The sequence below is a fragment of the Peteryoungia rhizophila genome (assembly GCF_004912145.1).
Lineage (GTDB): Bacteria > Pseudomonadota > Alphaproteobacteria > Rhizobiales > Rhizobiaceae > Allorhizobium > Allorhizobium rhizophilum.
In genome coordinates this window covers 769843-792946 of the sequence record NZ_STGT01000003.1, presented here as the reverse complement: position 1 = coordinate 792946, position 23104 = coordinate 769843, and the positions used below count along the sequence as shown (strand labels likewise).

The window sequence follows — 23104 nt, the reverse complement described above, 5'->3', positions numbered from 1 at the left end:
TTACGGATGGGTAAGTCCGGGCTTCTATTCGGCGGGAAGGGTTACCAGTGGGTGAACGGGGGCGGCGCTGTCAGGCGCGCCGCTTGTGTCCTTGGGTGAAGGTGACATCAGGGATGCGTAGCGCCACGACTGTGCCCTGGCCTTCGCGGGAGCGGATCTTCAAGTTGCCGCCATGCAGGCCGACCAGAGAGCGGGAGATGGCAAGGCCGAGGCCTGAGCCACCCTTCGACTTGGCATATTGGCTCTGCACCTGCTCGAAGGGATTGCCGATCTTGCTGAGCGCGCTTTTCGGGATGCCGATCCCGGTGTCGGCGATGGAGACGATCACGGCACCCTGAACCTTGCGGGCCCGAAGAGCGATCTTGCCGCCGTCGTTGGTGAACTTCACGGCATTGGAGAGGATGTTGAGCAGGATCTGCTTGATCGCGCGGCGATCGGCGATGAGGGAGAGGCCGGCTTCGACGCTCTGCTCGACAATGATGTTCTTCTCTTCTGCCGGGATCGCAGTGAGGCGCATGCTCTCTTCGATCAGGGGGCAGAGATCGATCGTCTCGCAGCGGATCTTCATCTGGCCCGCCTCGATCTTCGACATGTCGAGGATGTCGTTGATGACGTTGAGGAGGTGCTTGCCGCTTTCGTGAATGTCCTTGGCATATTCCTCGTATTTCGGCGAGCCGACCGGGCCGAACATGCGAGCGAGCAGGATTTCCGAGAAGCCGAGGATGGCGTTGAGCGGGGTGCGCAGCTCGTGGCTCATATTGGCGAGGAATTCCGATTTCGCCTTGTTGGCAGCCTCGGCATTCTGCTTCTCGGCGATATACTTTTCGTTCGCGTCGGACAGTTCGGTTTTCTGGCGCTCGAGGATCTTCTGCGAGGCGGAGAGATCGCCGATCGTGGCCATCAGCCGGCGCTCCTGCTCGCGCAGGCGCTCCTGGTGGCGCTTGAGCAGCGTGATGTCCGTGCCGACGGAGACGAGGCCACCGTCACGGGTGCGGCGTTCGTTGATCTGCAGCCAGCGCTCGTCGGCGAGCTGGACTTCCGAGGTGCGCGAATTGGTGCCGTCGTCGGCATCGGCAATGCGGCGCTGGATGATCGGCTTCCCGGCAGCAGCCAGCACCAGGGCGCGTTCCTTGCCCGGCACCAGCACGGCATCCGGCAGACCGTAGACCTTCTGGAAATGGCCGTTCCAGGCCACCAGCTTGTCGTTCTTGTCCCAGAGCACGAAGGCTTCAGATGTGCATTCGATGGCGTCGGCGAGGCGCTGGTCGGCTTCGGCATAACGTTGGGCGAGACGATGCTGCTCGGTGACGTCCATGGCGATGCCGATGACATGCAGTTCACCGGTGTTCGTCGAGATGATCTGGGCGCGGGCGCGCATCCAGACATAGTGGCCCTGGGCGTGGCGCATGCGGAAGATCTGATCGATGTGACGCGAGCTGCCACGGCCGACGGAGCGGGCAAGGGCATAGAGATTGCCGTCATCGGGATGCATCAGGCGGGCGGCATCGGCAAAGGCGAGTGGCTGGGAGGAGGGGGCAAGGCCCAGCATCTCGTACATCGAGCGCGACCAGACTAGCTTGCGGCTCTCGAGGTCGAAGTCCCAGAGGCCACAGCGGCCGCGGGCGAGCGCGGTTTCGACGCGCAGATTGGATTCGAGGAAGGTGTCGTCCGCCTCGCGTGCCCGCTTCACCTGGTAGAAATAGGCATAGAGGATGACGAAGAGGATGACGGTGATGCAGGTGAAGAGCGTCGTGTTGAGCGACAGCTCACGGCGCCAGAAATCGCCGACGGCCTGCAGCGTGTGGGCGGTCACGATCATCGCACCGTCCGTGCCGATCGGCGTGAAGATCGCATGATGCGGCACGCCGTTGAGTTCGGTGTCGATGGCGCCGGCACGGCTGCCGGACTGACGGAAGGTCATGACTTCGGGCAGGAGGCTCGAAAGGGAGAGGCCGACCTGGGCCTTGGCCTCGGGCGACGCCGCGAACACCCGGCCGGCCGGATCGACCAGCAGCACGAAGGCGCCATTGGCGAAATGTCCGCGGTCGAGGAAGTTCGTGAGGCGCTTCTCGGCCTCAGCGCGGTCGCGCATTTCGAAGAGGGCGACCCTTTCATCGAAGACGGCATTGGCCGTTGCCGCGATCAGCGCCGTCGACTGGCGCACGGACACTTCCATGCGCTGGTACTCGTTCATGATCCCGATGGTTCGGGCGAGCGCCACCACGGCGAGAAAGGCGAGGATGAGGATCGGAATGGCCCGGCGCAGGATCGTCTCGATCCGTCGCGAACGGGCGGTGCTTTGCCCCGGATTGGACGACGACGCACCGAACAGCACTTCCCCGATCCGTCCGAAAAATGCCCCCATGTCCGAAAATTTGATGCGCAGCCGCTCATCGGCTGCGGTGACCCGCCGCGCGTCCAACATCGTCCCTGCCTCTGTCCCTCGTGTGATTCGTTGGCGCCGCTGCCCGAATCTAACGCCAAGGAATCATGGCTGATTCGCCTTGTCCAGAGCGGTCGGGTAAAGAAAATATTAACCCTTTGCTCCGACTCCGCTTTTTTATTGGCGGCCTGACAAGAGGCTGAATTTCATGGAAAATTAGCGCGTGATCTGGAGCCGGAAAAACACCTGTGGACGAAAAAGGCGCCGGTTTTGCCGGCGCCTTTTTCATTGGAATGGTGTCCCCGTTCAGCCCTTCAGGATGCGGTCGACGATGTCGCGCACATCCGTCGAAAGCGAAGTCGACGCTTCGATCGTCGTCAGAGCTGTGCGCGCCTTGTCGGCACGACCGGGCTCGAGCAGCCGCCAGGACCTGAGCGCGGTCAGGAGACGTGCGGCGAGTTGCGGGTTGCGCGGGTCTATCGCGAGGATCTGCTCGGCGAAGAAGCCGTAGGCCGCACCGTCTGCACGATTGAAACCTGTCGTATTGCCGAAGGCGAAGGTGCCGACGAGCGAACGCACGCGGTTCGGATTGGTCGGCGCGAAATGCGGGCTTCCCATCAGGGCCTTGACCCGGTCGAGGCTGGCCGCGCCCGGGATCGTGGCCTGGATAGAGAACCACTTGTCGAGCACCAGCGCGTTCGAGGCAAAGCGGGTTTCGAAGGCAGCCAATGCCTCTTTCGCTTCGGTGGAATCCGGGAAACGGTGGGCGAGGATGGTGAGCGCCTGCGACAGGTCCGTCATGTTGTCGGCCCGGGCGAAGGCTTCAGCTGCCAGGGCCGGCGTGTTCTCGGCCAGGGTCAGGAAGGACAGCGCGATGTTCTTCAGCCCACGCTTGCCGGCGCCGTTGGCATCCGGCGTGAAGGGGCCGGAGGCCGAATGTGCGTCATGGAGCGCGCGGAACACTTCGATGCCTGCGGTCGCGATGGCGGACAGTACGGCCTGGCGGCCGGCATGGATCGCATCCGGATCGTTGTTGCCGCCGAGTTCGCGGGCGATGTCGGCTTCGCTCGGAAGAGACAGCGCTTGGGCGCGGAAGGCGGGTTCCAGTGCCTCGTCGGCAGCGACGGCCAACAGCACGTCGATGAAGGCCGGGCTGGTGGTAATTGCTGTCCCCTCGCGGGCGCTCTTGGCGGCATCCGTCAGCACAGGCAGGGCAAGATCGGTGATTGCCTGCCAGCGGGCGAAGAGGTCGCTGTCGTAGCGGGCGATGTGACCGAGGTCGTCTGCGCTCTGCGAGAAGTGCAGTGTGACGGGCGCCGAAAACCCGCGGTTGAGCGAAACGACCGGGCGACTGCCGATGCCAGTGAAGGTGAAGGTCTGGGCACGGTCTGTCAGATGCAGCACGTCACCGGAAACGTTGCCGCCGGAAATGGCGCTCGCGGTGGCTTCCGCCCCGTTTTCCGAAATCAGCGAGAAGCGGAGCGGGATGTGCATCGGCTCCTTGGCGCTCTGGCCGGGCGTGGCGGGCACCATCTGTTCGAGCGACAGAGACAGGGTCTTGGCACCGGCGTCATAGGTGGAGGAGACGGTGATCTGCGGCGTGCCGGCCTGATGATACCAGAGCGAGAACTGCTTCAGATCCTTGCCGCTCGCATCCTCGAAGCATTTGACGAAGTCTTCGACGGTTGCGGCATCGCCGTCATGGCGCTCGAAATAGAGATCCATGCCCTTCTTGAAATCGTCACGGCCGAGAATGGTCGCGATCATCCGGGTAACTTCGGAGCCCTTCTCGTAGACGGTCGTCGTGTAGAAGTTGTTGATTTCGCGGTATTTGGTTGGGCGCACCGGATGGGCGAGCGGGCCCGCATCCTCCGGGAACTGTTCCGAGCGCAGATGGCGGACTTCCGCGATGCGCTTCACCGAACGCGAGCGCATGTCGGCGGAGAATTCGTGGTCGCGATAGACGGTGAGGCCTTCCTTCAGGCAGAGCTGGAACCAGTCGCGGCAGGTGATGCGGTTGCCCGTCCAGTTGTGGAAGTACTCGTGTGCGATGATCGCCTCGATGTTCGCGTAGTCCTGATCTGTCGCGGTCTCGGGGTCGGCGAGCACATATTTGTCGTTGAAGATGTTGAGGCCCTTGTTCTCCATGGCCCCCATGTTGAAGTCGGAGACGGCGACGATCATGAAGATGTCGAGATCGTATTCGCGGCCGAAGACCTCCTCGTCCCACTTCATCGAACGCTTCAGCGCATCCATCGCATAGGCCGCACGCGGCTCCTTGCCGTGTTCGACATAGATCTTCAGCGTGACTTCGCGCTCCGACATCGTGACGAACGTGTCTTCCACCACGCCGAGATCGCCAGCGACCAGCGCGAAGAGATAGGACGGCTTCGGATGCGGATCGAACCAGGCGGCGAAATGCTTGTCCGGGCCGAAGCCGGCGCCGCCGAGGAAGTTGCCGTTCGACAGCAGCAGCGGATTGGCAGCCTTGTCGGCGATGATGTTGATCGTATAGACGGCGAGCACATCAGGACGGTCGGGGAAATAGGTGATGCGGCGGAAGCCTTCGGCCTCGCATTGGGTGCAGTAGATGCCGTTCGAGCGATAAAGGCCCATCAACTGGGTATTGGCCTCCGGATTGATCATCGTCACGACGGTGATCTCGAAGGGCACGCTTTCCGGCAGGTCGCGGATGACGAGGCTCTCGGGCGCCGCGGTGTAGCGGGCCGGATCCATCTCGATCTGATCAAAGAGCAGGCTGGTCATGGTGAGATCGTCACCATCCAGAATCAGCGGCGCATTCGCATCGACGCCTTCGCGCCGATGGAAGATCAACCGGGCTTCCACCTTGGTTTCCGTCGGGTCCAGTTCGAAGGTCAGATCAACCCGTTCCAGAACGAAGTCGGTGGGGCGGTAGTCTGCCAGATGAACGATCCGGCCCGTATCTGTGCGCATTGTATGTCCTGGTCGCTGCGGGGTTGGCCATCAGAATGCGAGCAGGGAAAGCGCGCAACCGAATGGGCTCAAGTTGCCGGAGATGATTGCAGCAATTTCTGAACGATTGTTAAAACGCGAGATAATTTCGACGATGCTCTTGGCGCGATAGTCAATTTTCTTCGTCGAAGCCGGGAGAATGCGGGCCGAAATCCAAGAATAGTCAAACTGATCTTGCGTTAGACAGAGGGCAAGCTGTGACCTTTCGTCACTTCAGCCGCAGCTGCTGGCGAAGCGCGTCGTCGCTGTCCATGGTCTGGATGATCACGCCGGACCAGCCGAGGCCGTCATAGTCTTCGTAGCCGAGCGTCTTGGCAAAGGCGACGATCGCACCGCTCTGGTCGTAATAGCTGCCCTTGGCGAGTTGCTGCGGATTATGAAGTGCGAAATGCGTGTAGATCCGCTCAGGGCGGGAGGAGGCGATCACCATGTTGCTGCCGTCGAGGAGCAGGACTTCGGTGCGCTCGGCCAGCTGTGGCGGCAGATTGGCCTCCTTCTCGACGATCGCCTGCCCTTGCGCCTTCCAGTCGAAATAGACACCGAGCGTGCCGACGAGCGCGCCGTCACTGCGACCACCAGACCGGATGCCGGTGGCGTAGACGAGCACGTCGCGACCTTCGTGCAGGGCACTGCGCTTGACGGTATCGACGACATAGTCGTCGCCGCTGCGGCAAGCACGGGCCGTCTGGAACCAGTTCTCGCCGGAGAGATCCTGGTCGCGCAGGTTGCGATGGAAGCGGGGATTGGCCGAGGCGATGACCCGGCCGTTCGCATCGGTCATGACGAGATCGAGATAGACCGTGTAGAAGCGGTTGATCACGCCGAGGCGGGCGGCCGCATGCTGTGCACGCTCGGGCGAGGGGGCTTCGATAGCCTCCCAGAGTGCGCTGTCGGTCGCCCACCAGCGCACATCGGCCGTGCGTTCGAAAAGATTGCGGACGATGAACTGGACGAGCGTCTGGGCGAGATCGACAAGCCGGACCCCTTCCATCTCGTCGACGAGATCGTCTGCCATCTCCCGGCCTTGCCGGATGCGGCCGAGAACATTCTGCTGGAAGCGCTCGGCGATCTCACTGGCGCCCTGAGCGAGGCGCTGGACTTCGTTGGCGACGACGGCAAAACCCTTGCCGGCTTCGCCTGCACGGGCAGCCTCGATCAGCGCATTGATGGCGAGCAGCCGGATCTGCCGGACGACATGGGAATTATCGGAACTGAAACGTTCGAGATCCGTCCCGATGCTTTCGGTGACGAGCCGCATGGTCCGGGGTGTGGCGCGGATCTCTGAAATCGATTTGGTGAGCTGATCGGTCTGCGGCATGGCGCGACACCCCGGTTGAAAAATACCGTCTGAAAAGTGACACCGAAGTGCCCATTAATATGACTTATTCACAGGAAAGATAATTTCTCCGATTGAACGAGCCGTTAACGGCTCATGGCGAAAAAGCCCGTGTTTTCCGTCCATTTCTGGGAACACCTGGGGACATTTACGGGGTTGCGATCACTCGGTGACCGTGCATGCTGTCCCCAATGCCGAGTCACGGATGAAGCCGTTGCCGGTCCCGCCCCGATTGCGCAAGAAGCGCAACTGACCCCAAGAACTTGCGACCATGGCTTTTGCCGATCCAGATCCCCTCCGCGGCATTGTTCTGAAAGTCTGTTCGGTCACGGTCTTCGTCGCCATGCAGACCTGTATCAAGCTTGCCGGCGACGGGATTCCGTCGGGACAGATCACCTTCCACCGCTCGGCCTTCGCCATCCTGCCGATCCTCGTCTATCTCGCCTGGCGCGGTGAATTGCGCCAGGCCATGCAGACGGACAATCCTCTGGGGCATATCAAGCGCGGCCTGCTCGGGGTCTGCGCCATGGGGACCGGTTTCTACGGGTTGGTGCATCTGCCGCTGCCGGATGCGATTGCGATGGGCTATGCCATGCCACTGCTGGCGGTCGTCTTCGCCGCCGTGTTCCTGAAAGAGACCGTTCGGCTGTATCGCTGGACGGCCGTCGTGGTCGGGCTTGTCGCACTGGCCGGCTTCTTTGGTGGTCTCGGCCAGATCTTCCTGACCGAAAGCTATCGCTACGCCGACGTCTCGACGATCGCGCCTTTCGAATACTGTTCGATCATCCTCGGCTCGATCGCCGCCTATATCCTGTTTTCCGAGGTGCCGACGATGACGACCCTGATCGGGGCGGCCATCGTCGTGGCGGCGGGCATCTTCATCATTTACCGCGAACACCAGCTCGGCCTTGAGCGCCGCGCGGCCCGCAAGGCATCCACCCCGCAGGGCTGAATGTCAGCGATCCGTCTCGGCGATCGGTGATGCGTTGTCGGCACCCTGCATCGGCACGATCGTCGCCTGGAAGTCGGCTTTTTCTTCGGGTGTCACGGTGTCCGGACGGCGTGTGATGCGCCAGGCGGCATAACCGGCATAGAGCGCGAAGGCGCAAGCCAGGAAGGCGATCAGGGCGCTGGGACCAAGCCCTTGCATCAGCGTGCCGGCCATCAGCGGGCCTGTGACCGTGCCCATGCCGTAGAGGATCATGATGCCGCTCGACAGCGTCACATATTCATGCGGTTCGGCGAGGTCGTTCGCATGCGCGACATTGAGCGAATAGACCGGGTAGAGCACCGTGCCGACGAAGAAGCCGGCGATATAGAGGGCCGTCGGATCCTCGGCGCCGAAGGCCAGCATCATGCCGCAGGCGCCGACGCCGAAGAGGCCGCAGGCGATCATCACGAGGCGGCGATCCATGCGGTCGGACACGCGCCCGATCGGCACCTGCGAAATCGCCCCGCCTGCCAGGAAGGCCGCAAGCAGTGTGGCACCCTGGGCGGTGTTCATGCCGATCGTCTGCGAATAGACGCCGCCGAGACTGCCCCAGGTGCCAGAGAGGGCGCCCGACAGCAGAGAGCCGAAGAAGGCGATCGGCGAGCGACGGTAAAGGCGCTTCAGGTCGAAGCGTGCCTCTGCAATCGGACTGGGCGACTGGGCGGTCGACAGCGCCACGGGGAAGAGCGCGAGTGAGAAGATCAGGGCGCAGACGATGAACAGGTCGGGTGCATTCACGTCACCGAGCGGCACGATGTATTGCCCGCCGATGGAGCCGACGAGGCAGGTGACCATGTAGACGGAGAAGAGGGCGCCGCGATTGTCGTTGGTCACGCGTTCGTTGAGCCAGCTCTCGATCAGCAGATAGGCGCCGGCGATGGCGAAGCCAGAAAGGCCACGGAAGATCATCCAGGCCCACCACTCGACGACGAGCGCGCAGAGCAGGATCGACACGGTCATCAGCGTGATCAGCGCCCCGAAAACCCGGACATGCCCGACGCGGCGCACGAAGATCGGCGTGACGACGCAGGAAACCGTGAAGCCGAACGTGTAGCCGGTGGCGATGACGGAGATGATGAAGGTCGACCAGCCTTCGCTGAGCGAGCGGATCGGCAGCATGTAGCTCATCAGACCGAAGCCGGCCATCATCATGAGGGTCGACAGCATCAGGGTGGCGATGGATGCGAGACTGGACAGCATTGGGCCTCCCCCGGGCTCTCTGAACGGAAATAGTGCCAGCAATGCTGCCCGCGTGAAATGTCGGATACGACGCGATGCGCCGCATTTGCGGGCGACGATGCGTGTTCTCGCATGGCAATTGGCAATAATTGATTGAAAGTCCGTAAGGATTTCGTTTACGCTGTTGATATTCCGGGAAAAGACGGCTGAGCCAGCGGCCTGCCACCGACCAAGGGAAGCATATGGGGAAGAAGGATACGACACGACGGAAAGCTGGGCACTCGCGAGAGTGGTCGTCCGTTGTGTGTTATCGCTCCCATCGGGCATCGATTGGCACAGCAAGGAGCGCAGGATGACGCTCTCCGCTGCCGAGATCCTCGGCCACCCCCAATTCGTTCCGGCCTTGCGCGCCTATTCCACCCAGCTTCGCGGCCAGTTCGACCAGAGCCCGCGGCTCTCGCGCATGCTGGCCTCCCATCAGCGCTGGTTGCTCAGCCAGGCGGCCTTTGCCCTGCAGCTGGAATATGACCCTTTGCAGCCGGGCAGTGGCCTGACGACCACCAATTTGCGCGAGATCATTACCTCCAACAATGCGGCGAGCCGTAACACCGTCCTGAACTTCCTCGATCAGCTGCTGAGCTACAAGTTCGTCCGGATCGTCGGCGATCCGAACCGCCGGCCCAAGCGCTACGAGGCGACCGAGATACCGACGCGGGCCATGCATCAATGGCTGGTGACAAACCTGGAGCTTCTCGACCAGCTGGACGGTGGCGACCGGGCGGCCACGCTGATGGCGCAGCCCGAACTCTTCCGGCTGATCCAGCCGCAGATCGCCCGCCGCGCCTGCCTCAATCCGAGCTGGCTGGAACCGCCGTCGCGCGTGGCGCTCTTCCTCTGGACCGAGGCCGGTGGGCTGGTGATGGACGAACTCGTGCGCCGTGCCATGGATCTGGCTCCCGACGGCGAAGGCTATAATATCGGCCGTATCGACGCGCGCCTGATGGCCGAGAACTTCATGATTTCACGCACCCATTTGCAGCGGCTTTTTCGCCGGGCGGTGGAGACGGGCTGCCTCTACTGGCCCGATGGCGACCGCAATCACTGCATTCTGAGGCGTGACTTTCTCGATGAGTATTGCGGCTGGCAGGCGATCAAGTTCTCGATCGTCGATTTCGCCTATGAACGGATCTGCGGGCCTGTTCGCCTGGGAAAGCATGATCCGCGCCTCGGCGCGGTCAGCGGTCTTTGAACTTGAGGAAGCCGGTGCCGCAATGCGAAAAGGCCCGCGTGAAGCGGGCCTCGGCACAACATCCGACAGATCTTGATGCTATCAGAAGCCCAGCGGCTGCAAGGCACGCTGTTCACCACGGCTGTGCGCCATCTGCCGCTTGCGGGCGGCGGTCGACAGCTCTTCCGAAGCGCTGACCGCGTGGCCGATCTGGTGCATGGCCTGACGCAGGCTACGAACGGGGTGGAACGAGATGCTCATGGTCGTCTCCTCTGCTTTACATGCATATCGATTTCAGTGGGTATATCTGTTCATGATTGAACCGATGCCGCAATGCACAATGCGGAAGCCCTGATATGCGTTCCACGCAGATCGTTGAATCTGCGTGGCCTTCCGGCGCCCCGTTAGGCGCGGAAATCGGCGAAGACGGAGGCGGGGCGGGCAATGCGTCCGGCCTGGCCGGAATGACGGGCGCTGAGCTGTTCAGCGCAGACGGCGCTGGTTCCCCGATTGTAGGGGCTTGTCGTGCGGCCGTGGTCGCCGGCGAGACGCAGGGTCTCGAACTTGCAGTGAATGGGGCGGGTGCGAAGGCTCACGGCGGTCTTCCTTTAAAAGTGTCCCTCCCACTTTCAGACTCATATATCGCAGTGCAGCATAGATTCGGCAACGAACACCGCCGCGATCCTGCATTGCGCCATTTGCATGGCTGCCTTCATAATTTGTTTACGTTGATGATTTTTTAGCCGTTTTGCGGCGGATCCAGACGCTCTGAGAAGGCAAGCAGGTCCATCCAGGCCAGCGCCTTGCTCGCGGGCGCTGCCAGCAGTTCCTGCGGATGCAGGGTGGCCATGGCCTGCACCGCATGGCCGCCGGCGCCGATCTCGCGCCATTTGCCCCGAAGCGCGTGGATCGTGCCCGTTTCGCCGAAGAAGAAGCGCGCCGCGAAATTGCCCAGCACGAGAACGAGGCGGGGTTCGACGAGCGCGATCTGCCGCTCGATGAAGGGCCGGCAGATGGCGGTTTCCGGCGTGGATGGCATGCGATCGCCCGGCGGACGCCAGGGGATGACGGTTGAAATCAGGACGCTCTCGCGCGTTTGGCCGATGGCCGACAGCATGCGGTCGAGCAGAAGTCCCGCCCGACCGGAAAAGGCGTGGCCCTCGCGGTCGTCATCGGCGTTCGGCATCGGACCGATCACCATGATGCCGGATGAGCCTGTCCCCATCGCCGTGATCGTCGAGCGGGCAGAGGTCTTCAAATTGCAACTGGCGAAGCTTTCGATGGCGGTTTTCAGCTCGGCGAGCGACCGGGCGCTTTCGGCCGCAAAGCGCGCCTCGGCCACGGCATTTTCGTCAGGGATGGCCGGCAGCGACGAGCCTTGGGACGGTTGCGCTCGCGCTGGCTGCCGCTCGGAGGGCGGTGCTCCCCGGACAGGTGCCGTGCGGGAGGGGGCATTTTGTGCCGCTGCCTCGGCCGCCGGCCGTGTCGCCTGTCGCGCCGACTTCTCCGCCTGGAACGCTGCGATCCGATCCACCGGCTCTTCTTCCACGAGCCACTCCACGCCGGCTTCCGCATGGAATGCGAGAAGCGCAGCGAGCTCAGCGGGCGTCATGTCTGCGGCCTGGATCATCGTCCCGTTCTAGTTCTTTCGGGCGGCGGAAGGCAAATGGAAAGCGAGGGGGAGGGGCGATCAGCCCTTATCCTGAGGCGGGAGCGCGACTCTCTCCTTCGAGGCCTGCTGGTGCAGGCGCCTCAGTATGAGGGGATAGGGTAGGCATCGAGCGTCGGATCCTCGGTTGTCACTCCACCCCGGACCTGCGGTCCGACCCTCCCCATCAAGGGGAGGGTGGTTGTTTCACGCTACCCATTGCTCGATGTCGTCGCGCTCGCCGATCAGCGAAAGCCCATGCGCAATGGAGACGAGTTCGCCGCCGGTTTCGATGCGGCTTGCGTCGAAGCGGCGGTGGAAGATGTTGCGCACGGCGGGCACGAAGGATGTGCCGCCGGTGAGGAAGATCTTGTCGATGCTATCGGCCGGCGTGTTGCTGGTCGTCAGCACGTCGTCGAGCGCCTCTTCCATGCGGGTGAGGTCGTCGGCGATCCAGCTTTCGAAATCGCGGCGTGTCACGCGCTTCTCTCCCGCCTTGCCGAGCGGGGCAAAGCGGAAATCAGCTTCTTCGGCAGACGATAGGGCCATCTTGGTGGCCGAAACCGCCTGGTAGAGCGGATAACCTTCGTCATGATCGATGAGATCGATGAAGAGCTCCAGCTTCTCGGGCTCTTCGGCCTGACGCACAAGCGATTTGAGGTCGGCGAATTCCTTCAGCGTCTTGAAAACCGAGAGCTGGTTCCAGCGCGAGAAGGCGAGATAGTAGTTGCTGGGAACGTCCAGCAGCTTGCCGAAGCTCTTGAACTGGCTGCCTTTTCCGATTTCCGGCGCGACCAGTTGATCAATGATGCGGGCATCGAACTGGTCTCCGGCGATGCCGACACCGGACTGGCCGATCGGGGTTGCCTTGAGCTTGCCGGCTTCAGTCGAGAAGCGGATCAAGGAAAAGTCGGTCGTGCCGCCGCCGAAGTCGGCGACGAGCACGGTGGCATCCTGTTTGAGCGTGCGGGCAAAATAGAAGGCCGCCGCGACCGGTTCGTAGACATAGTGGATCTCGGGAAAGCCGAGCCGGGTCAGCGCCTCGTTGTAGCGGGTGACGGCAAGGGCCGGATCTGGGCTGGCGCCGGCGAAATGCACGGGGCGGCCGGCAACGAGCCTTTTGGCGCCTTCGGGCCAGTCCGCGCCGCCATAGGCCTGGAGCCGTTTCAGGAAGACCTCCATGAGATCTTCGAATTGGAAGCGTCGTGCATGTACCAATGTGCCCTGGAAGAGGGCGGAGGCGGCGAAGGTCTTGATCGACTGCAGGAAACGACATTCGCCCGGATTGTCGATGAAGGTGCGGATGGCCGCCTGGCCCGCCTCCACCTTCAAGGCCCCGGCGCCGAGTTGGCGATCCTTGAGGAAGGAAAGCGCGGTGCGCATGCTGTCCGTGGTGCCGGCCGGCGATGTGAAGGAAACCGAGCGCGTCTCGTCTCCGCTTTCCGCGACGGCGATCACGGTGTTGGTCGTGCCGAAATCGAGCCCCAGCGCCTGAGCCATGGCCATCGCCCCCTTGTGTCTTGTGCGTGAATGTCTGTGAGAGCCGGCGCACCGGCTTGATCGGCGATGCCGAGAAACGAAAGAGGGCGCCTGATGCCACAGGGGGCGGGCGAGGGCAAGCGACCTTTTTGTGACGTGAGTGGTCTGGCCGGTTCACGCTCCAGGGTTCGTGCGGGGATTGGCCGCCTGTCGGAGAATTGGCCGCACTGGCAGTTCGCAGGCAGCCGGACTATGCTCGGCTCACTCCGGAGATCGTCCCATGTCGCCTTTGCGCCTCGTTCTGCATTGCCTTGCCGCCCTCGCCATCCTGATGGGCTTCATCTGGATCGGGCAAGGTTCCGGCAATTTCCCCTATCCGGCGTCGAGCTTCATGGTCGATCAGAGCCCGTGGATCCTCTACGGGGCGGTTCTTGCCTTGGCAGGGGTGGCCGGACTTGTCCTGCTGCGCCGTCGGTGACGGCGGAGTGAGCGACTTTGCCTTGAGGGAAAGATATGGCGGTCGATCGGCTCAGACGTCCTGATACAGACGCGCAGCCAAGAGCGGCCCATCGAGCGGGTCGTGCTCTTCGTCGAATGTTTCGAGCTTGGTCAGGAAGTGGTCGATGATCCGGCCATAGCTGGCGTTTCGAGAGCGCGGGACGCGCACGCGCTCTTCGACCACTGGCTCGAGATCGGTCACGAGAGCTGCAGGCTCGAGCGCCAGCAGCATCCGGTCTTCATGTCCGGCATCGGTCATCACGGGAACTCTCATCTCCCAGGTTTCTCGCTTTGGAGTAAACCCAAGAGATTTCCAACCCGTTCAACCGGTCGCTCTCATTTTAGATAATGCGAATTTGAGCCGTGGATGGCTGCTGGCGGCTCAGATCGAATGGGCTGCTCCGCCATCGACACGCAGCATGCTGCCGGTGATGTAGCTCGCTTGGGCGGAGCAGAGGAAGGCCCCTGCCGCGGCGAACTCCTCCACCTTGCCCAGCCGTTGCGCCGGGATCGACTTGACCGAGGCGGCGCGCACCTCGTCGAGGCTGCGACCCGTCCGTTTGGCGTTGGCACCATCGAGTTCGTCGATGCGATCGGTGTGAATACGACCCGGAAGCAGCATGTTGGCGGTCACGCCATAGGAGGCGAGCTCCGAGGACAGCGTCTTGTTCCAGCCGACAAGCGCGCCACGCAGCGTGTTGGAGAGGGCGAGATTGGGGATCGGCTCGAAGACGCCAGAGGAGGCGATGGTGAGGATGCGGCCAAAGCCCTGCGTCTTCATCAGCGGCACCAATGCGTTGGTCAGCGTGATGACGCGCACGACCATGGACTGGAAGAAATTGTAGAGCTTTTCAGCATCCATGTCTTCTACCGTGCCGGGCGTCGGACCACCGGTATTGTTGACGAGAATATCGATGCCGCCGAGCGTATGATGGACCGCGTGCAGCATCTGGTCGACGAAATGCGCATCGGCGATATCAGCCACCACATAATCCGCCTTGCCGCCGGCAGCCTTGATGGCCTCGACATTGGCCTTCAGCTTTTCTTCCGTGCGCCCGCAGATCAGCACATGGCAACCCTCGGCCGCGAGCGCCTTGGCGATGCCGAGGCCGAGACCGCGCGAGGCGGCGAGAACGAGGGCGCGTTTGCCGGAAATACCGAGATCCATGGGGGGTATCCTTCGTCTAGTAATGCAATGAAGTTCAAGATTCAGGCTACCAGCCCAGGACCAGTTAGAACAGCGGGTGGAAAATTGATTCAAGGTTGTGTTTAGATGCTGGTGCTCGTCAACTGTTGGGGTGGAGGTAGACTTGGGCTGGAAGGGTGTTGTTCGTTCTATGGCGGCGGCGTCGCGCGCCGCTGCCAGAGATGCCGAGAGGCGCGAAAAAGCGGCCAGAAAAGAGCGTTTGCTCGCCGAGTCTGCTGCTGCCGTTGAGGACTGGCAGAGACACATAGACGGGTTGGTAAGTGTGCATGCTACTCTTTCCAAAGGACTTGATTGGAGAAGGATCGGCGCGGAGCCACAACCGGACGCACCAGAAAAAACGGCAGTTCACGAAGAGAAGGCGAAGCTGCGACTCGCAAATTTTCGCCCGAGTTTATTTGATTTCTTGGGCGGAGGAACTTCCGCCCGTCGAGCCAAAATGGAAGCTGCCGTCGCTGCTGGCGCTAGTCTTGATCTCCGTGAATTTCAGCAGCGGCAGTCTGATTATACAGCCGCCATGTGTGAGTGGGACGATGACACGGGCTTGGCGCGCAGGTTACTTAGAGGAGAGGCCGCGGCGATCAGAGAGGTCATTGCAGAGATGCAGGCCCTATCGGAGAACGATCTCATAGGCGAAGAGATCGGCTTCTCCATTGGCGAAAGCTTCGTCCATGCTCAGCCAAAGGTCCACAGCGATGAGATAGTCCCGCGTTTCCGACGCACGCAATCCGCAGGTGGGAAGGTCAAGGAAACGCCTTTGCCCGTCGGACAGTTAAACAGCTTGTACCAGGACTATGTTGCCAGCGTTGCGCTGAAAACCGGTGGTGAGCTTTTGCAGCTTTTGCCACTAGATGAGGTCTATGTGACTTGCTTCAGCAACCTGCTCGACCTCACGACCGGCCACAAAGGCTGGTCCCCTATCTTGTCGGTTCACTTTACGCGGTCAGGATTCGAACTGTTAAACCTCGCCGCAATCGATCCTTCGGATGCGCTTCGAAATTTCCGCCACAGCATGAATTTCTCGAAGCAGAAGGGGTTTTCGAAAGTCGAACCAATCGAGGTAGTCTAACTAGATCAGAACGGCACTTTGCCCGGGTTGAAGAGCATGTCCGGGTCGATGAGTGATTTCAGTTGTCGGGCGAGTGCCTGTTTGGCCGGATCGACATGGGCGAGATAAGCCGAGCGCTTGTCGAGGCCGACGCCATGTTCGGCGGAGAAGCTGCCGCCGGAGGCGGTGATGCCATGATAGACGGCTTCTTCGATGAGCGCCTTCAGGTCTGAGGGTGAGGGCCCCGCAGCGGCGATCGCGATATGCAGGTTGCCGTCGGCGATATGGCCGTAGACATAGGCGTCGAGGCCGTTGCCGATGGTGGCGAGGCCTGCGCTGAGGCCAGCGACATAGGCGTCCAGCGCTGACGGCGGCATCGACACGTCGAAGGACGGCGCATTGGGGAATTCAGCGAAATAGAAGCCAGAATCCTCGCGCAGGTCCCAGAAGCGGCGGGTCTGGTCGGAGGACTGGGCAACGATCCCGCCCTTGAGATCCGCTTCATCCCAGAGTGCGGCAAGCTCATCTTCCAGCAATGTCGTGGCCGCTTCGATGGTCTCACCCGAGACTTCCACCAATAGCACGGCGGCATCCGCTTCCAGCCAGGAGATGTCGAAGCCCTTCAGGGCCGCATGATCGCGCACATAGCGCGGCCACATCATTTCTGCAGCTTCGAGCAGGAGGGCCGGATGCCGGCGCAGGCGAGCGGCGACCTGGAGTGCACGGGCTGCATTTTCGACGCCGAGAAGTGCTACGGCGCGATGCGGCCGGATTGGCTCGACCTTCATTACCACCTTCGTGACAAAGCCGAAGGCGCCTTCGCCGCCGATGAGGAGTTGCTTGAGATCAGGCCCGGCAGAAACTTTTACCACCCGCGTCATGTCCGAAAACACCTCGCCCGAAGGCAGCACGGCTTCCAGCCCGAGGATCTGGTGGCGCATCACTCCGTTGCGGAAGGCGAGAATGCCGCCGGCATTGGTCGAGACCATGCCGCCAATGGTCGCCGACCCGCGCGAACCGAGATCGATGCCGGTGGTGAGGTCATGGGGCGCGAGCGCGGCCTGCAGGGCCTCCAGCGTGACACCGGCTTCTACCTCGACGGTCTCTTCGTCGGCATGGATGGCAATGATGCGATTGAGCCTGGCGCTGGACAAAAGAACTTCTCCGGCCCGACTTGCGCCACCGCCGACGAGACCGCTCAAGCCTCCTTGTGGGACGATGGCGACATGGTTCGCCCGGCACCAGGAAATCAGTGCAGATGCCGCTTCCGTCGAGGCAGGCTGCACCATCACGCCGGCATTCAGGTTCGCCGGGTCTTCGCCGGGATGCCGGCCGGCAAGTGCGTCGGGGCCGAGAATCCGGAGGTCCGGATGCAGGCCGTCAAGCGCGCGGGCGAAGTCATGGGGCGAGAAGGTCGGGTGCGAAGACATGGGGCAAACCTGATCTGTTTGCGGCTTCTTCGCCGGAAAGTTCGGTTGCCGCAAGCCACCCTGCGGTCTTTCCCGCCCTCTCGGCTCCCCTCAAAGCTCCGCGGGAAAGCCAGGTGCCCGCAGGTCCGTACCGGTTGCGTCTTCGAGAAGTTTCACCACCTGCGACGACCAGGCGTCACCGCCATAGGCAGAACGGGCCCGAATGAAGGTCTGCAGGGCGTGGGAGGCAAGGTCGAGCGGTACGCCAAACTCGCGGCCGAAACCAAGCGCGAAGCCGAGGTCCTTCACGGCGAGATCCATGGTGAAGTTGATGTTGTAGCTGCCGTTGAGGATCACCTGGCCCTCGGTCTCGTGCACGAAGCTGTTGCCAGAGGAGGCCTTGATGATGTTGAAGGCGTCGGTGAGGTCGATGCCGCCCTTTTTCGCCAGCATCAGCGCCTCGCCGGTGGCGATCAGGTGGATGAAAGCGAGCATGTTGGTGATGACCTTGATGACCGCGGCTTTCCCGAGAGGTCCGGCGCGAAAAATCTGCTTGCCTATGGCCTGGAAGGCCGGGAGATGCAGGTCGTAGAGATCACTGTCCCCGCCGATGATCACGGTGATCTCGCCGGATGCGGCGAGATGCACGCCGCCGGTGACGGGGGATTCCATCATGCGCACGCCGGCATCGGCAGCGATCTTGCCGAGCCGCAGGACTTCCTGCTCGTCGAGCGTGCTCATCTCGATCCAGGTGCCGCCGGGCTTCAAGCCTTTCAGAATGCCGCGCTCACCGGTCAGCACCCGTTCGGTGACCTTGGGCGAGGGCAGGCAGGTGATGACGGCATCGACGGCTTCGGCCACAGCTTGAGGATCGGCGGCGAACCGGGCGCCGGCGGCGACAAGCTCCTTCGCATTTTCAGGATCGAGATCGTTGACCACGACGGTAAAGCCGGACCTGACCAGACTGCCGGCGAGATGGCGGCCGAGATGACCAAGCCCGATGAAACCATATGTGAGTGCCATGTCGTCTTGTCCCCTGCTGGCGTTTTGGCAGAGACTGCGACAAAGCGGGAAAGGGTTCAAAGGCAGATTTTGGCCTGCGACAGGATTTGACGCAGGCGGAACAGGGCGTCGCACTTTTCGTTGGGGAGGAGGCGCGAGGCCCACCGGTGGCGACTGTGGCCATGGCAGCGCAACCGTCGCATTGACCCTTACGTACACGTAAGATATTCTGACGCTTCACACCGCCCTGCCGGAATTTGCGCCGTGGCGCGTCGCGCTTCGGCTCGACAATCCGGTTGGGTTTTGTCAAGGAGAAAGGCGGAAGACACCGCCTGGCGAGGAATGACCGATGAGCACCGAGATGGAACTGCCTGAACGCGAGAGCATGGAATTCGACGTCGTGATCGTGGGCGCAGGCCCGGCCGGTCTTTCGGCAGCGATCCGGCTGAAGCAGGTCAATCCCGATCTTTCCGTTGTCGTGCTCGAAAAGGGTGCCGAAGTCGGCGCGCATATCCTGTCCGGTGCCGTGGTCGATCCTGTCGGTGTCGACAAGCTGATCCCCGGCTGGCGCGAAGAGGCCGATCACCCGTTCAAGACTGAAGTCACCGACGACCAGTTCCTCTTTCTCGGCCCCGCCGGCTCGGTCCGCCTGCCCAACATGCTGATGCCGCCGCTGATGAACAATCACGGCAACTACATCGTCTCGCTGGGCAATGTCTGTCGTTGGCTGGGCGCCCATGCGGAAGCGCTCGGTGTCGAAATTTATCCGGGCTTTGCCGCCTCCGAAGTGCTCTACAACGATGAGGGCGCCGTCATCGGCGTTGCCACCGGCGACATGGGCATCGAGAAGAATGGCGAGCCGGGTCCGGCCTATACCCGCGGCATGGAACTGCTCGGCAAATATGTGCTGATCTCGGAAGGCGTGCGTGGCTCGCTCGCCAAGCAGTTGATCGCCAAGTTCGACCTGTCGCGCGAGAGTGATGTGCAGAAGTTCGGCATCGGGCTGAAGGAACTCTGGCAGGTCAAGCCCGAGCACCACAAGCCGGGTTTGGTCCAACACTCCTTCGGCTGGCCGCTCGGCATGAAGACCGGTGGCGGCTCCTTCCTTTACCACCTCGAAGACAACATGGTCGCCGTCGGCTTTGTCGTGCACCTGAACTACAAAAACCCCTATCTGGCGCCCTTCGAGGAGTTCCAGCGCTTCAAGACGCACCCGGCGATCGCCAAGACCTTTGAGGGCGGAAAACGCCTGTCTTACGGCGCCCGCGCCATCACTGAGGGCGGCTACCAGTCGGTGCCGAAGCTCTCCTTCCCTGGTGGCGCGCTGATCGGCTGTTCCGCCGGTCTCGTCAACGTTCCCCGCATCAAGGGCTCTCACAACGCTGTGCTGTCGGGCATGCTGGCGGCTGAGAAGATCGCCGATGCGATTGCAGCCGGTCGCGCAAACGACGAGCCGATCGAGATCGAGAACGAATGGCGCTCGACCGATATCGGCAAGGACCTGAAGCGGGTCCGCAACGTCAAGCCACTCTGGTCGAAGCTCGGTACGGCGCTTGGCGTCGGCCTCGGCGGCATCGATATGTGGATGAACCAGGTTCTCGGCTTCTCTTTCTTCGGCACGATGAAGCACGGCAAGACCGATGCAGCATCGCTCGAGCCGGCGGCGAACCACAAGCCGATCGCCTATCCGAAGCCGGACGGCGTTCTGACCTTCGACCGTCTCTCCTCGGTATTTCTGTCCAATACCAACCACGAAGAGGACCAGCCGGTGCATCTGAAGGTCAAGGACATGGACCTGCAGAAGCGCTCCGAGCTCGAGGTTTTTGCCGGTCCGTCGACGCGCTACTGTCCCGCGGGCGTCTATGAATGGGTGGAAAAGGACGGCGAAGAGACCTTCGTCATCAACGCGCAGAACTGCGTCCACTGCAAGACCTGCGACATCAAGGACCCGAACCAGAACATCAATTGGGTGCCGCCACAAGGCGGCGAGGGGCCGGTCTATCCGAACATGTGATGATGGAAGGGCGGTCGAGAGGCCTCCCTTTCTCATCGGTTCGCAAACGCCGATCGCTATTCCCGGCTGCCCCATCTTCGCCATCGATCTTAACGCTCACCCTAAGATTTAACCCGGCATTAACCATAAATTTCTAGGCTCCTCGGTAACGAATCGCTTCCCGAGGACCTTTGAATCATGACCATTTCCCGCCGCGGTCTCCTGCTCGGTCTGCCGCTTTTCCTGGCCGGCTGCCAGTCCATGCCCAACCAGCAAGCCATGTATGGCGACGTGCCAGATGAGCCTTTTCCGCTGAAGAAGGTGCCGATCGAGAAGATCAAGCCAGAGCTGCGCCGTCAGGAAGTGGCTTATGACACGTCGCATCCGGCCGGAACGATCGTGGTCAACACGCCCGAACGCCGGCTCTACTATGTTCTCGGCGATGGACGGGCCATGCGTTACGGCATCGGCGTTGGCCGTGCGGGATTGGCGCTCGCCGGCAATGCCTATGTCGGGCGCAAGGCCGAATGGCCGACCTGGACGCCGACGCCGAACATGATCCGGCGCGACCCGGAAAAGAACCTGAAATATGCGGGCGGTCTGCCTGGCGGCCCGAACAATCCGCTCGGCGCGCGCGCCATGTATCTCTATCGCGGCGGCAACGATACGCTGTTCCGCCTGCATGGTACGAACCAGCCCTGGTCGATCGGCCAGGCCATGTCCTCCGGCTGCGTGCGCATGATGAACCATGACGTGATCGATCTTTACGATCGCGTGAAGGTCGGCTCCAAGGTCATCGTCATGCAGGCCTGATTGCCCCAGCCGATCCGTCTGAACTGAAGTGGCGCCGGCCCTGCGACCGGCGCCACGTCTTTTTGATCGACCCGTGACGACGTCTTCTCACGCCAACTCACGAGTGCGAAATCGCCCTTGCCGCCCCGCGACTTTGCCTCAATCTCCCCGCAGTGAAACTTTGTGACGCGCATTTGCGTCGAAACTCTTGTTGACGCTGTGTCGACCAATTCCGACCGGCAGGAGACTTTTCGCTCCGGCCGGCTGGGTCTAAGTGGGAACAAGGCGCGCCAGCCTCTGGTGACGTCAAAGAATTGAGAAGGGATTTTGCATGGCTCGCGATACGAATGCCGGAATGTCGGACCTCGGCGGTTGCCAGATCGAAGCAACCCTCCAGCTTCTCGATGGTAAGTGGAAGGGTGTCATCCTTCACAATCTCCTTCGCGACGAGGTTCTCCGCTTCAACGAAATCTGCAAGCGCCTTCCGACAATCACCCACCGCATGCTGTCGAAGCAGCTGAGGGACATGGAATTGGCCGGGCTCGTCGCGCGCACCGTTTATCCGGTCGTGCCGCCTAGGGTGGATTATTCACTGACCCCGCTCGGACGAAGCCTCGAACCGGTCCTCCAGGCGATCGGCCGCTGGGGGCAGGAAAACCTCGTCTCCGTCGAAGGTGCGACACTAAAGCCGAGCGAGCATCCGGTCGGTAGCGCCGCGATCATGCGTTCTGCCGCCTGACGACCAGTGCGGATGGCCGCCGCAGACCGCGACGGCCCCGGTCAGTCTGTCAGACCGTAAATCCTTCCAGCACGATCTTGCCGCGCGCCCTGTTGCTTTCGATGATCTCATGCGCCTTGCGCAGATTCTCGGCGGTGATCGGTCCAAGGACAGTGTCGAGCGTGGTGCGGATCTTGCCCGCATCGATCAGTTCCGCGACATGTGTCAGCAGCTTGTGCTGCTCGATCATGTCGGGTGTCTGAAACATCGGGCGTGAGAACATGAACTCCCAATGCAGCGATACGACCTTCATTTTGAAGGCGAGGATGTCGAAGCCTTCCGGAAAGTCGTCGATCAGGCAGATGCGGCCCATCGGCGCGATGATCTCGGCCATGGCCAGTCGATGCTGGCTGGAATGCGTGACCGAGAAGATGAAGGCGGGCGCGCCGATGCCAAGCTTTGCATATTCCTGATCGAGCGGCTTGCTGTGGTCGATGACGTGATCGGCGCCGAGAGACTTGGCCCACTCAGCGGTTTCCGGGCGTGAGGCCGTGGCAATCACTGTGAGGTCAGTCAGCTGTTTTGCCAGCTGGATGGCGATCGAACCGACGCCACCCGCACCACCGGTGATCAGGATCGCCCGTTCGGCGCCCAGCACGGGGTCGTTGACCTTGAGTCGGTCGAACAGCGCCTCATAGGCGGTGATGGCAGTCAGCGGGAGAGCGGCCGCTTCGGCAAAACTCAGCGACTTCGGCTTGATGCCGACGATACGTTCATCGACGAGATGATATTCGGCATTGGTGCCGGGCCTGACGATCGCGCCAGCATAGTAGACTTCGTCACCCGGCTTGAAGAGCGTCACGTCCGGGCCGACCGCCTTCACCACGCCGGCTGCGTCATAACCGAGAATGCGGGCCTCGCCGGCGGCAGGCGTGTGATTACGGCGGACCTTCGTGTCGACGGGATTGACCGAGACGGCCTTGATCTCGACCAGGAGGTCGCGGCCGGAAGCCTCGGGCATCGGCAGGTCGAGATCGATAAGGGACTCGTCGGAGGTGATGGGCTGGGGCGTGTAAAAACCGATGGCTCGCATGGGGAAACTCCTGTCTTGCGTTTGCACGCTGCCCATTAAGGACATAGATTTGTTCTGCGCAAGAATGCACATTTTGTGTTCGTAGGCACAGAAATGAACCTCGGTATCA

20 protein-coding genes are annotated in these 23104 nt (G+C 61.9%); 7 read left to right on the top strand and 13 right to left on the bottom strand.

Annotated features, from left to right (window positions below):
- Positions 1-70: 70 nt before the first annotated feature.
- The 3 genes from E9677_RS14990 to E9677_RS14980 form a co-directional block, all read right to left on the bottom strand.
- Complete coding sequence (locus E9677_RS14990; protein WP_136558859.1) at positions 71-2425, bottom strand: PAS domain-containing sensor histidine kinase; 2355 nt, start codon at positions 2423-2425, stop codon at positions 71-73.
- Between the two features lie 264 nt (positions 2426-2689).
- Positions 2690-5338 carry an aminopeptidase N gene (gene pepN, locus E9677_RS14985; RefSeq protein ID WP_136558858.1) on the bottom strand — a complete coding sequence of 883 codons (2649 nt, stop codon included), beginning with the start codon at positions 5336-5338 and terminating at the stop codon, positions 2690-2692.
- A gap of 247 nt (positions 5339-5585) precedes the next feature.
- The gene (locus E9677_RS14980; protein ID WP_136558857.1) at positions 5586-6695 is read right to left on the bottom strand and encodes a methyl-accepting chemotaxis protein; all 1110 of its coding nucleotides are present in this window, start codon (positions 6693-6695) and stop codon (positions 5586-5588) included.
- Positions 6696-6984: 289 nt separating this feature from the next.
- On the opposite strand from E9677_RS14980, the gene E9677_RS14975 reads away from it, so the two are divergent.
- The gene (locus E9677_RS14975) at positions 6985-7665 is read left to right on the top strand and encodes a DMT family transporter (RefSeq protein ID WP_136558856.1); all 681 of its coding nucleotides are present in this window, start codon (positions 6985-6987) and stop codon (positions 7663-7665) included.
- A gap of 3 nt (positions 7666-7668) precedes the next feature.
- Here the strand turns inward: E9677_RS14975 and E9677_RS14970 are convergent, their stop codons facing one another.
- Complete coding sequence (locus E9677_RS14970; RefSeq protein ID WP_136558855.1) at positions 7669-8904, bottom strand: MFS transporter; 1236 nt, start codon at positions 8902-8904, stop codon at positions 7669-7671.
- 331 nt (positions 8905-9235) lie between these two features.
- Between E9677_RS14970 and E9677_RS14965 the strand changes: the two genes are divergently transcribed.
- Positions 9236-10132, top strand: a complete 897-nt coding sequence (locus E9677_RS14965; RefSeq protein WP_136558854.1) for a hypothetical protein — start codon at positions 9236-9238, stop codon at positions 10130-10132.
- Between the two features lie 81 nt (positions 10133-10213).
- Here E9677_RS14965 and E9677_RS25215 read toward each other — a convergent pair whose 3' ends face one another.
- The 4 genes from E9677_RS25215 to E9677_RS14950 form a co-directional block, all read right to left on the bottom strand.
- The gene (locus E9677_RS25215) at positions 10214-10372 is read right to left on the bottom strand and encodes a hypothetical protein (RefSeq protein ID WP_168801216.1); all 159 of its coding nucleotides are present in this window, start codon (positions 10370-10372) and stop codon (positions 10214-10216) included.
- A gap of 143 nt (positions 10373-10515) precedes the next feature.
- Complete coding sequence (locus tag E9677_RS14960) at positions 10516-10707, bottom strand: hypothetical protein (protein WP_136558853.1); 192 nt, start codon at positions 10705-10707, stop codon at positions 10516-10518.
- Between the two features lie 143 nt (positions 10708-10850).
- Positions 10851-11741: a uracil-DNA glycosylase gene (locus tag E9677_RS14955; protein ID WP_136558852.1), complete on the bottom strand. Its 891-nt coding sequence runs from the start codon at positions 11739-11741 to the stop codon at positions 10851-10853.
- Between the two features lie 225 nt (positions 11742-11966).
- Entirely contained in the window at positions 11967-13259 is a 1293-nt protein-coding gene (locus E9677_RS14950; protein ID WP_136558851.1) for an Hsp70 family protein, read from the bottom strand.
- Positions 13260-13527: 268 nt separating this feature from the next.
- Here E9677_RS14950 and E9677_RS14945 point away from each other — a divergent pair, with 268 nt between their 5' ends.
- Positions 13528-13716 carry a hypothetical protein gene (locus tag E9677_RS14945; protein WP_136559073.1) on the top strand — a complete coding sequence of 63 codons (189 nt, stop codon included), beginning with the start codon at positions 13528-13530 and terminating at the stop codon, positions 13714-13716.
- Positions 13717-13767: 51 nt separating this feature from the next.
- Here the strand turns inward: E9677_RS14945 and E9677_RS14940 are convergent, their stop codons facing one another.
- Entirely contained in the window at positions 13768-13995 is a 228-nt protein-coding gene (locus E9677_RS14940) for a hypothetical protein (protein ID WP_136558850.1), read from the bottom strand.
- A gap of 123 nt (positions 13996-14118) precedes the next feature.
- Positions 14119-14904: an SDR family oxidoreductase gene (locus E9677_RS14935; RefSeq protein WP_136558849.1), complete on the bottom strand. Its 786-nt coding sequence runs from the start codon at positions 14902-14904 to the stop codon at positions 14119-14121.
- A 142-nt stretch (positions 14905-15046) separates the two neighbouring features.
- Here E9677_RS14935 and E9677_RS14930 point away from each other — a divergent pair, with 142 nt between their 5' ends.
- Positions 15047-16009, top strand: a complete 963-nt coding sequence (locus E9677_RS14930) for a hypothetical protein (RefSeq protein WP_235882960.1) — start codon at positions 15047-15049, stop codon at positions 16007-16009.
- 5 nt (positions 16010-16014) lie between these two features.
- On the opposite strand, the gene E9677_RS14925 is transcribed toward E9677_RS14930, so the two are convergent.
- Positions 16015-17418, bottom strand: a complete 1404-nt coding sequence (locus E9677_RS14925) for an FAD-binding oxidoreductase (protein WP_136558848.1) — start codon at positions 17416-17418, stop codon at positions 16015-16017.
- Positions 17419-17508: 90 nt separating this feature from the next.
- A complete protein-coding gene (locus tag E9677_RS14920) occupies positions 17509-18480 on the bottom strand; it encodes an NAD(P)-dependent oxidoreductase (RefSeq protein ID WP_268960309.1) in 972 nt (323 codons plus the stop codon).
- Between the two features lie 268 nt (positions 18481-18748).
- Between E9677_RS14920 and E9677_RS14915 the strand changes: the two genes are divergently transcribed.
- The 3 genes from E9677_RS14915 to E9677_RS14905 all read left to right on the top strand — a co-directional run bounded on the left by E9677_RS14915 (position 18749) and on the right by E9677_RS14905 (position 21923).
- Positions 18749-20413, top strand: coding sequence for an electron transfer flavoprotein-ubiquinone oxidoreductase (locus tag E9677_RS14915; protein ID WP_136558846.1), 1665 nt, complete (start codon positions 18749-18751; stop codon positions 20411-20413).
- A gap of 177 nt (positions 20414-20590) precedes the next feature.
- Positions 20591-21205, top strand: a complete 615-nt coding sequence (locus E9677_RS14910) for a L,D-transpeptidase (RefSeq protein ID WP_136558845.1) — start codon at positions 20591-20593, stop codon at positions 21203-21205.
- A 310-nt stretch (positions 21206-21515) separates the two neighbouring features.
- Positions 21516-21923, top strand: coding sequence for a winged helix-turn-helix transcriptional regulator (locus E9677_RS14905; RefSeq protein ID WP_136558844.1), 408 nt, complete (start codon positions 21516-21518; stop codon positions 21921-21923).
- A gap of 49 nt (positions 21924-21972) precedes the next feature.
- On the opposite strand, the gene E9677_RS14900 is transcribed toward E9677_RS14905, so the two are convergent.
- A complete protein-coding gene (locus E9677_RS14900) occupies positions 21973-22995 on the bottom strand; it encodes a zinc-binding alcohol dehydrogenase family protein (protein WP_136558843.1) in 1023 nt (340 codons plus the stop codon).
- Between the last annotated feature and the right edge of the window lie 109 nt (positions 22996-23104).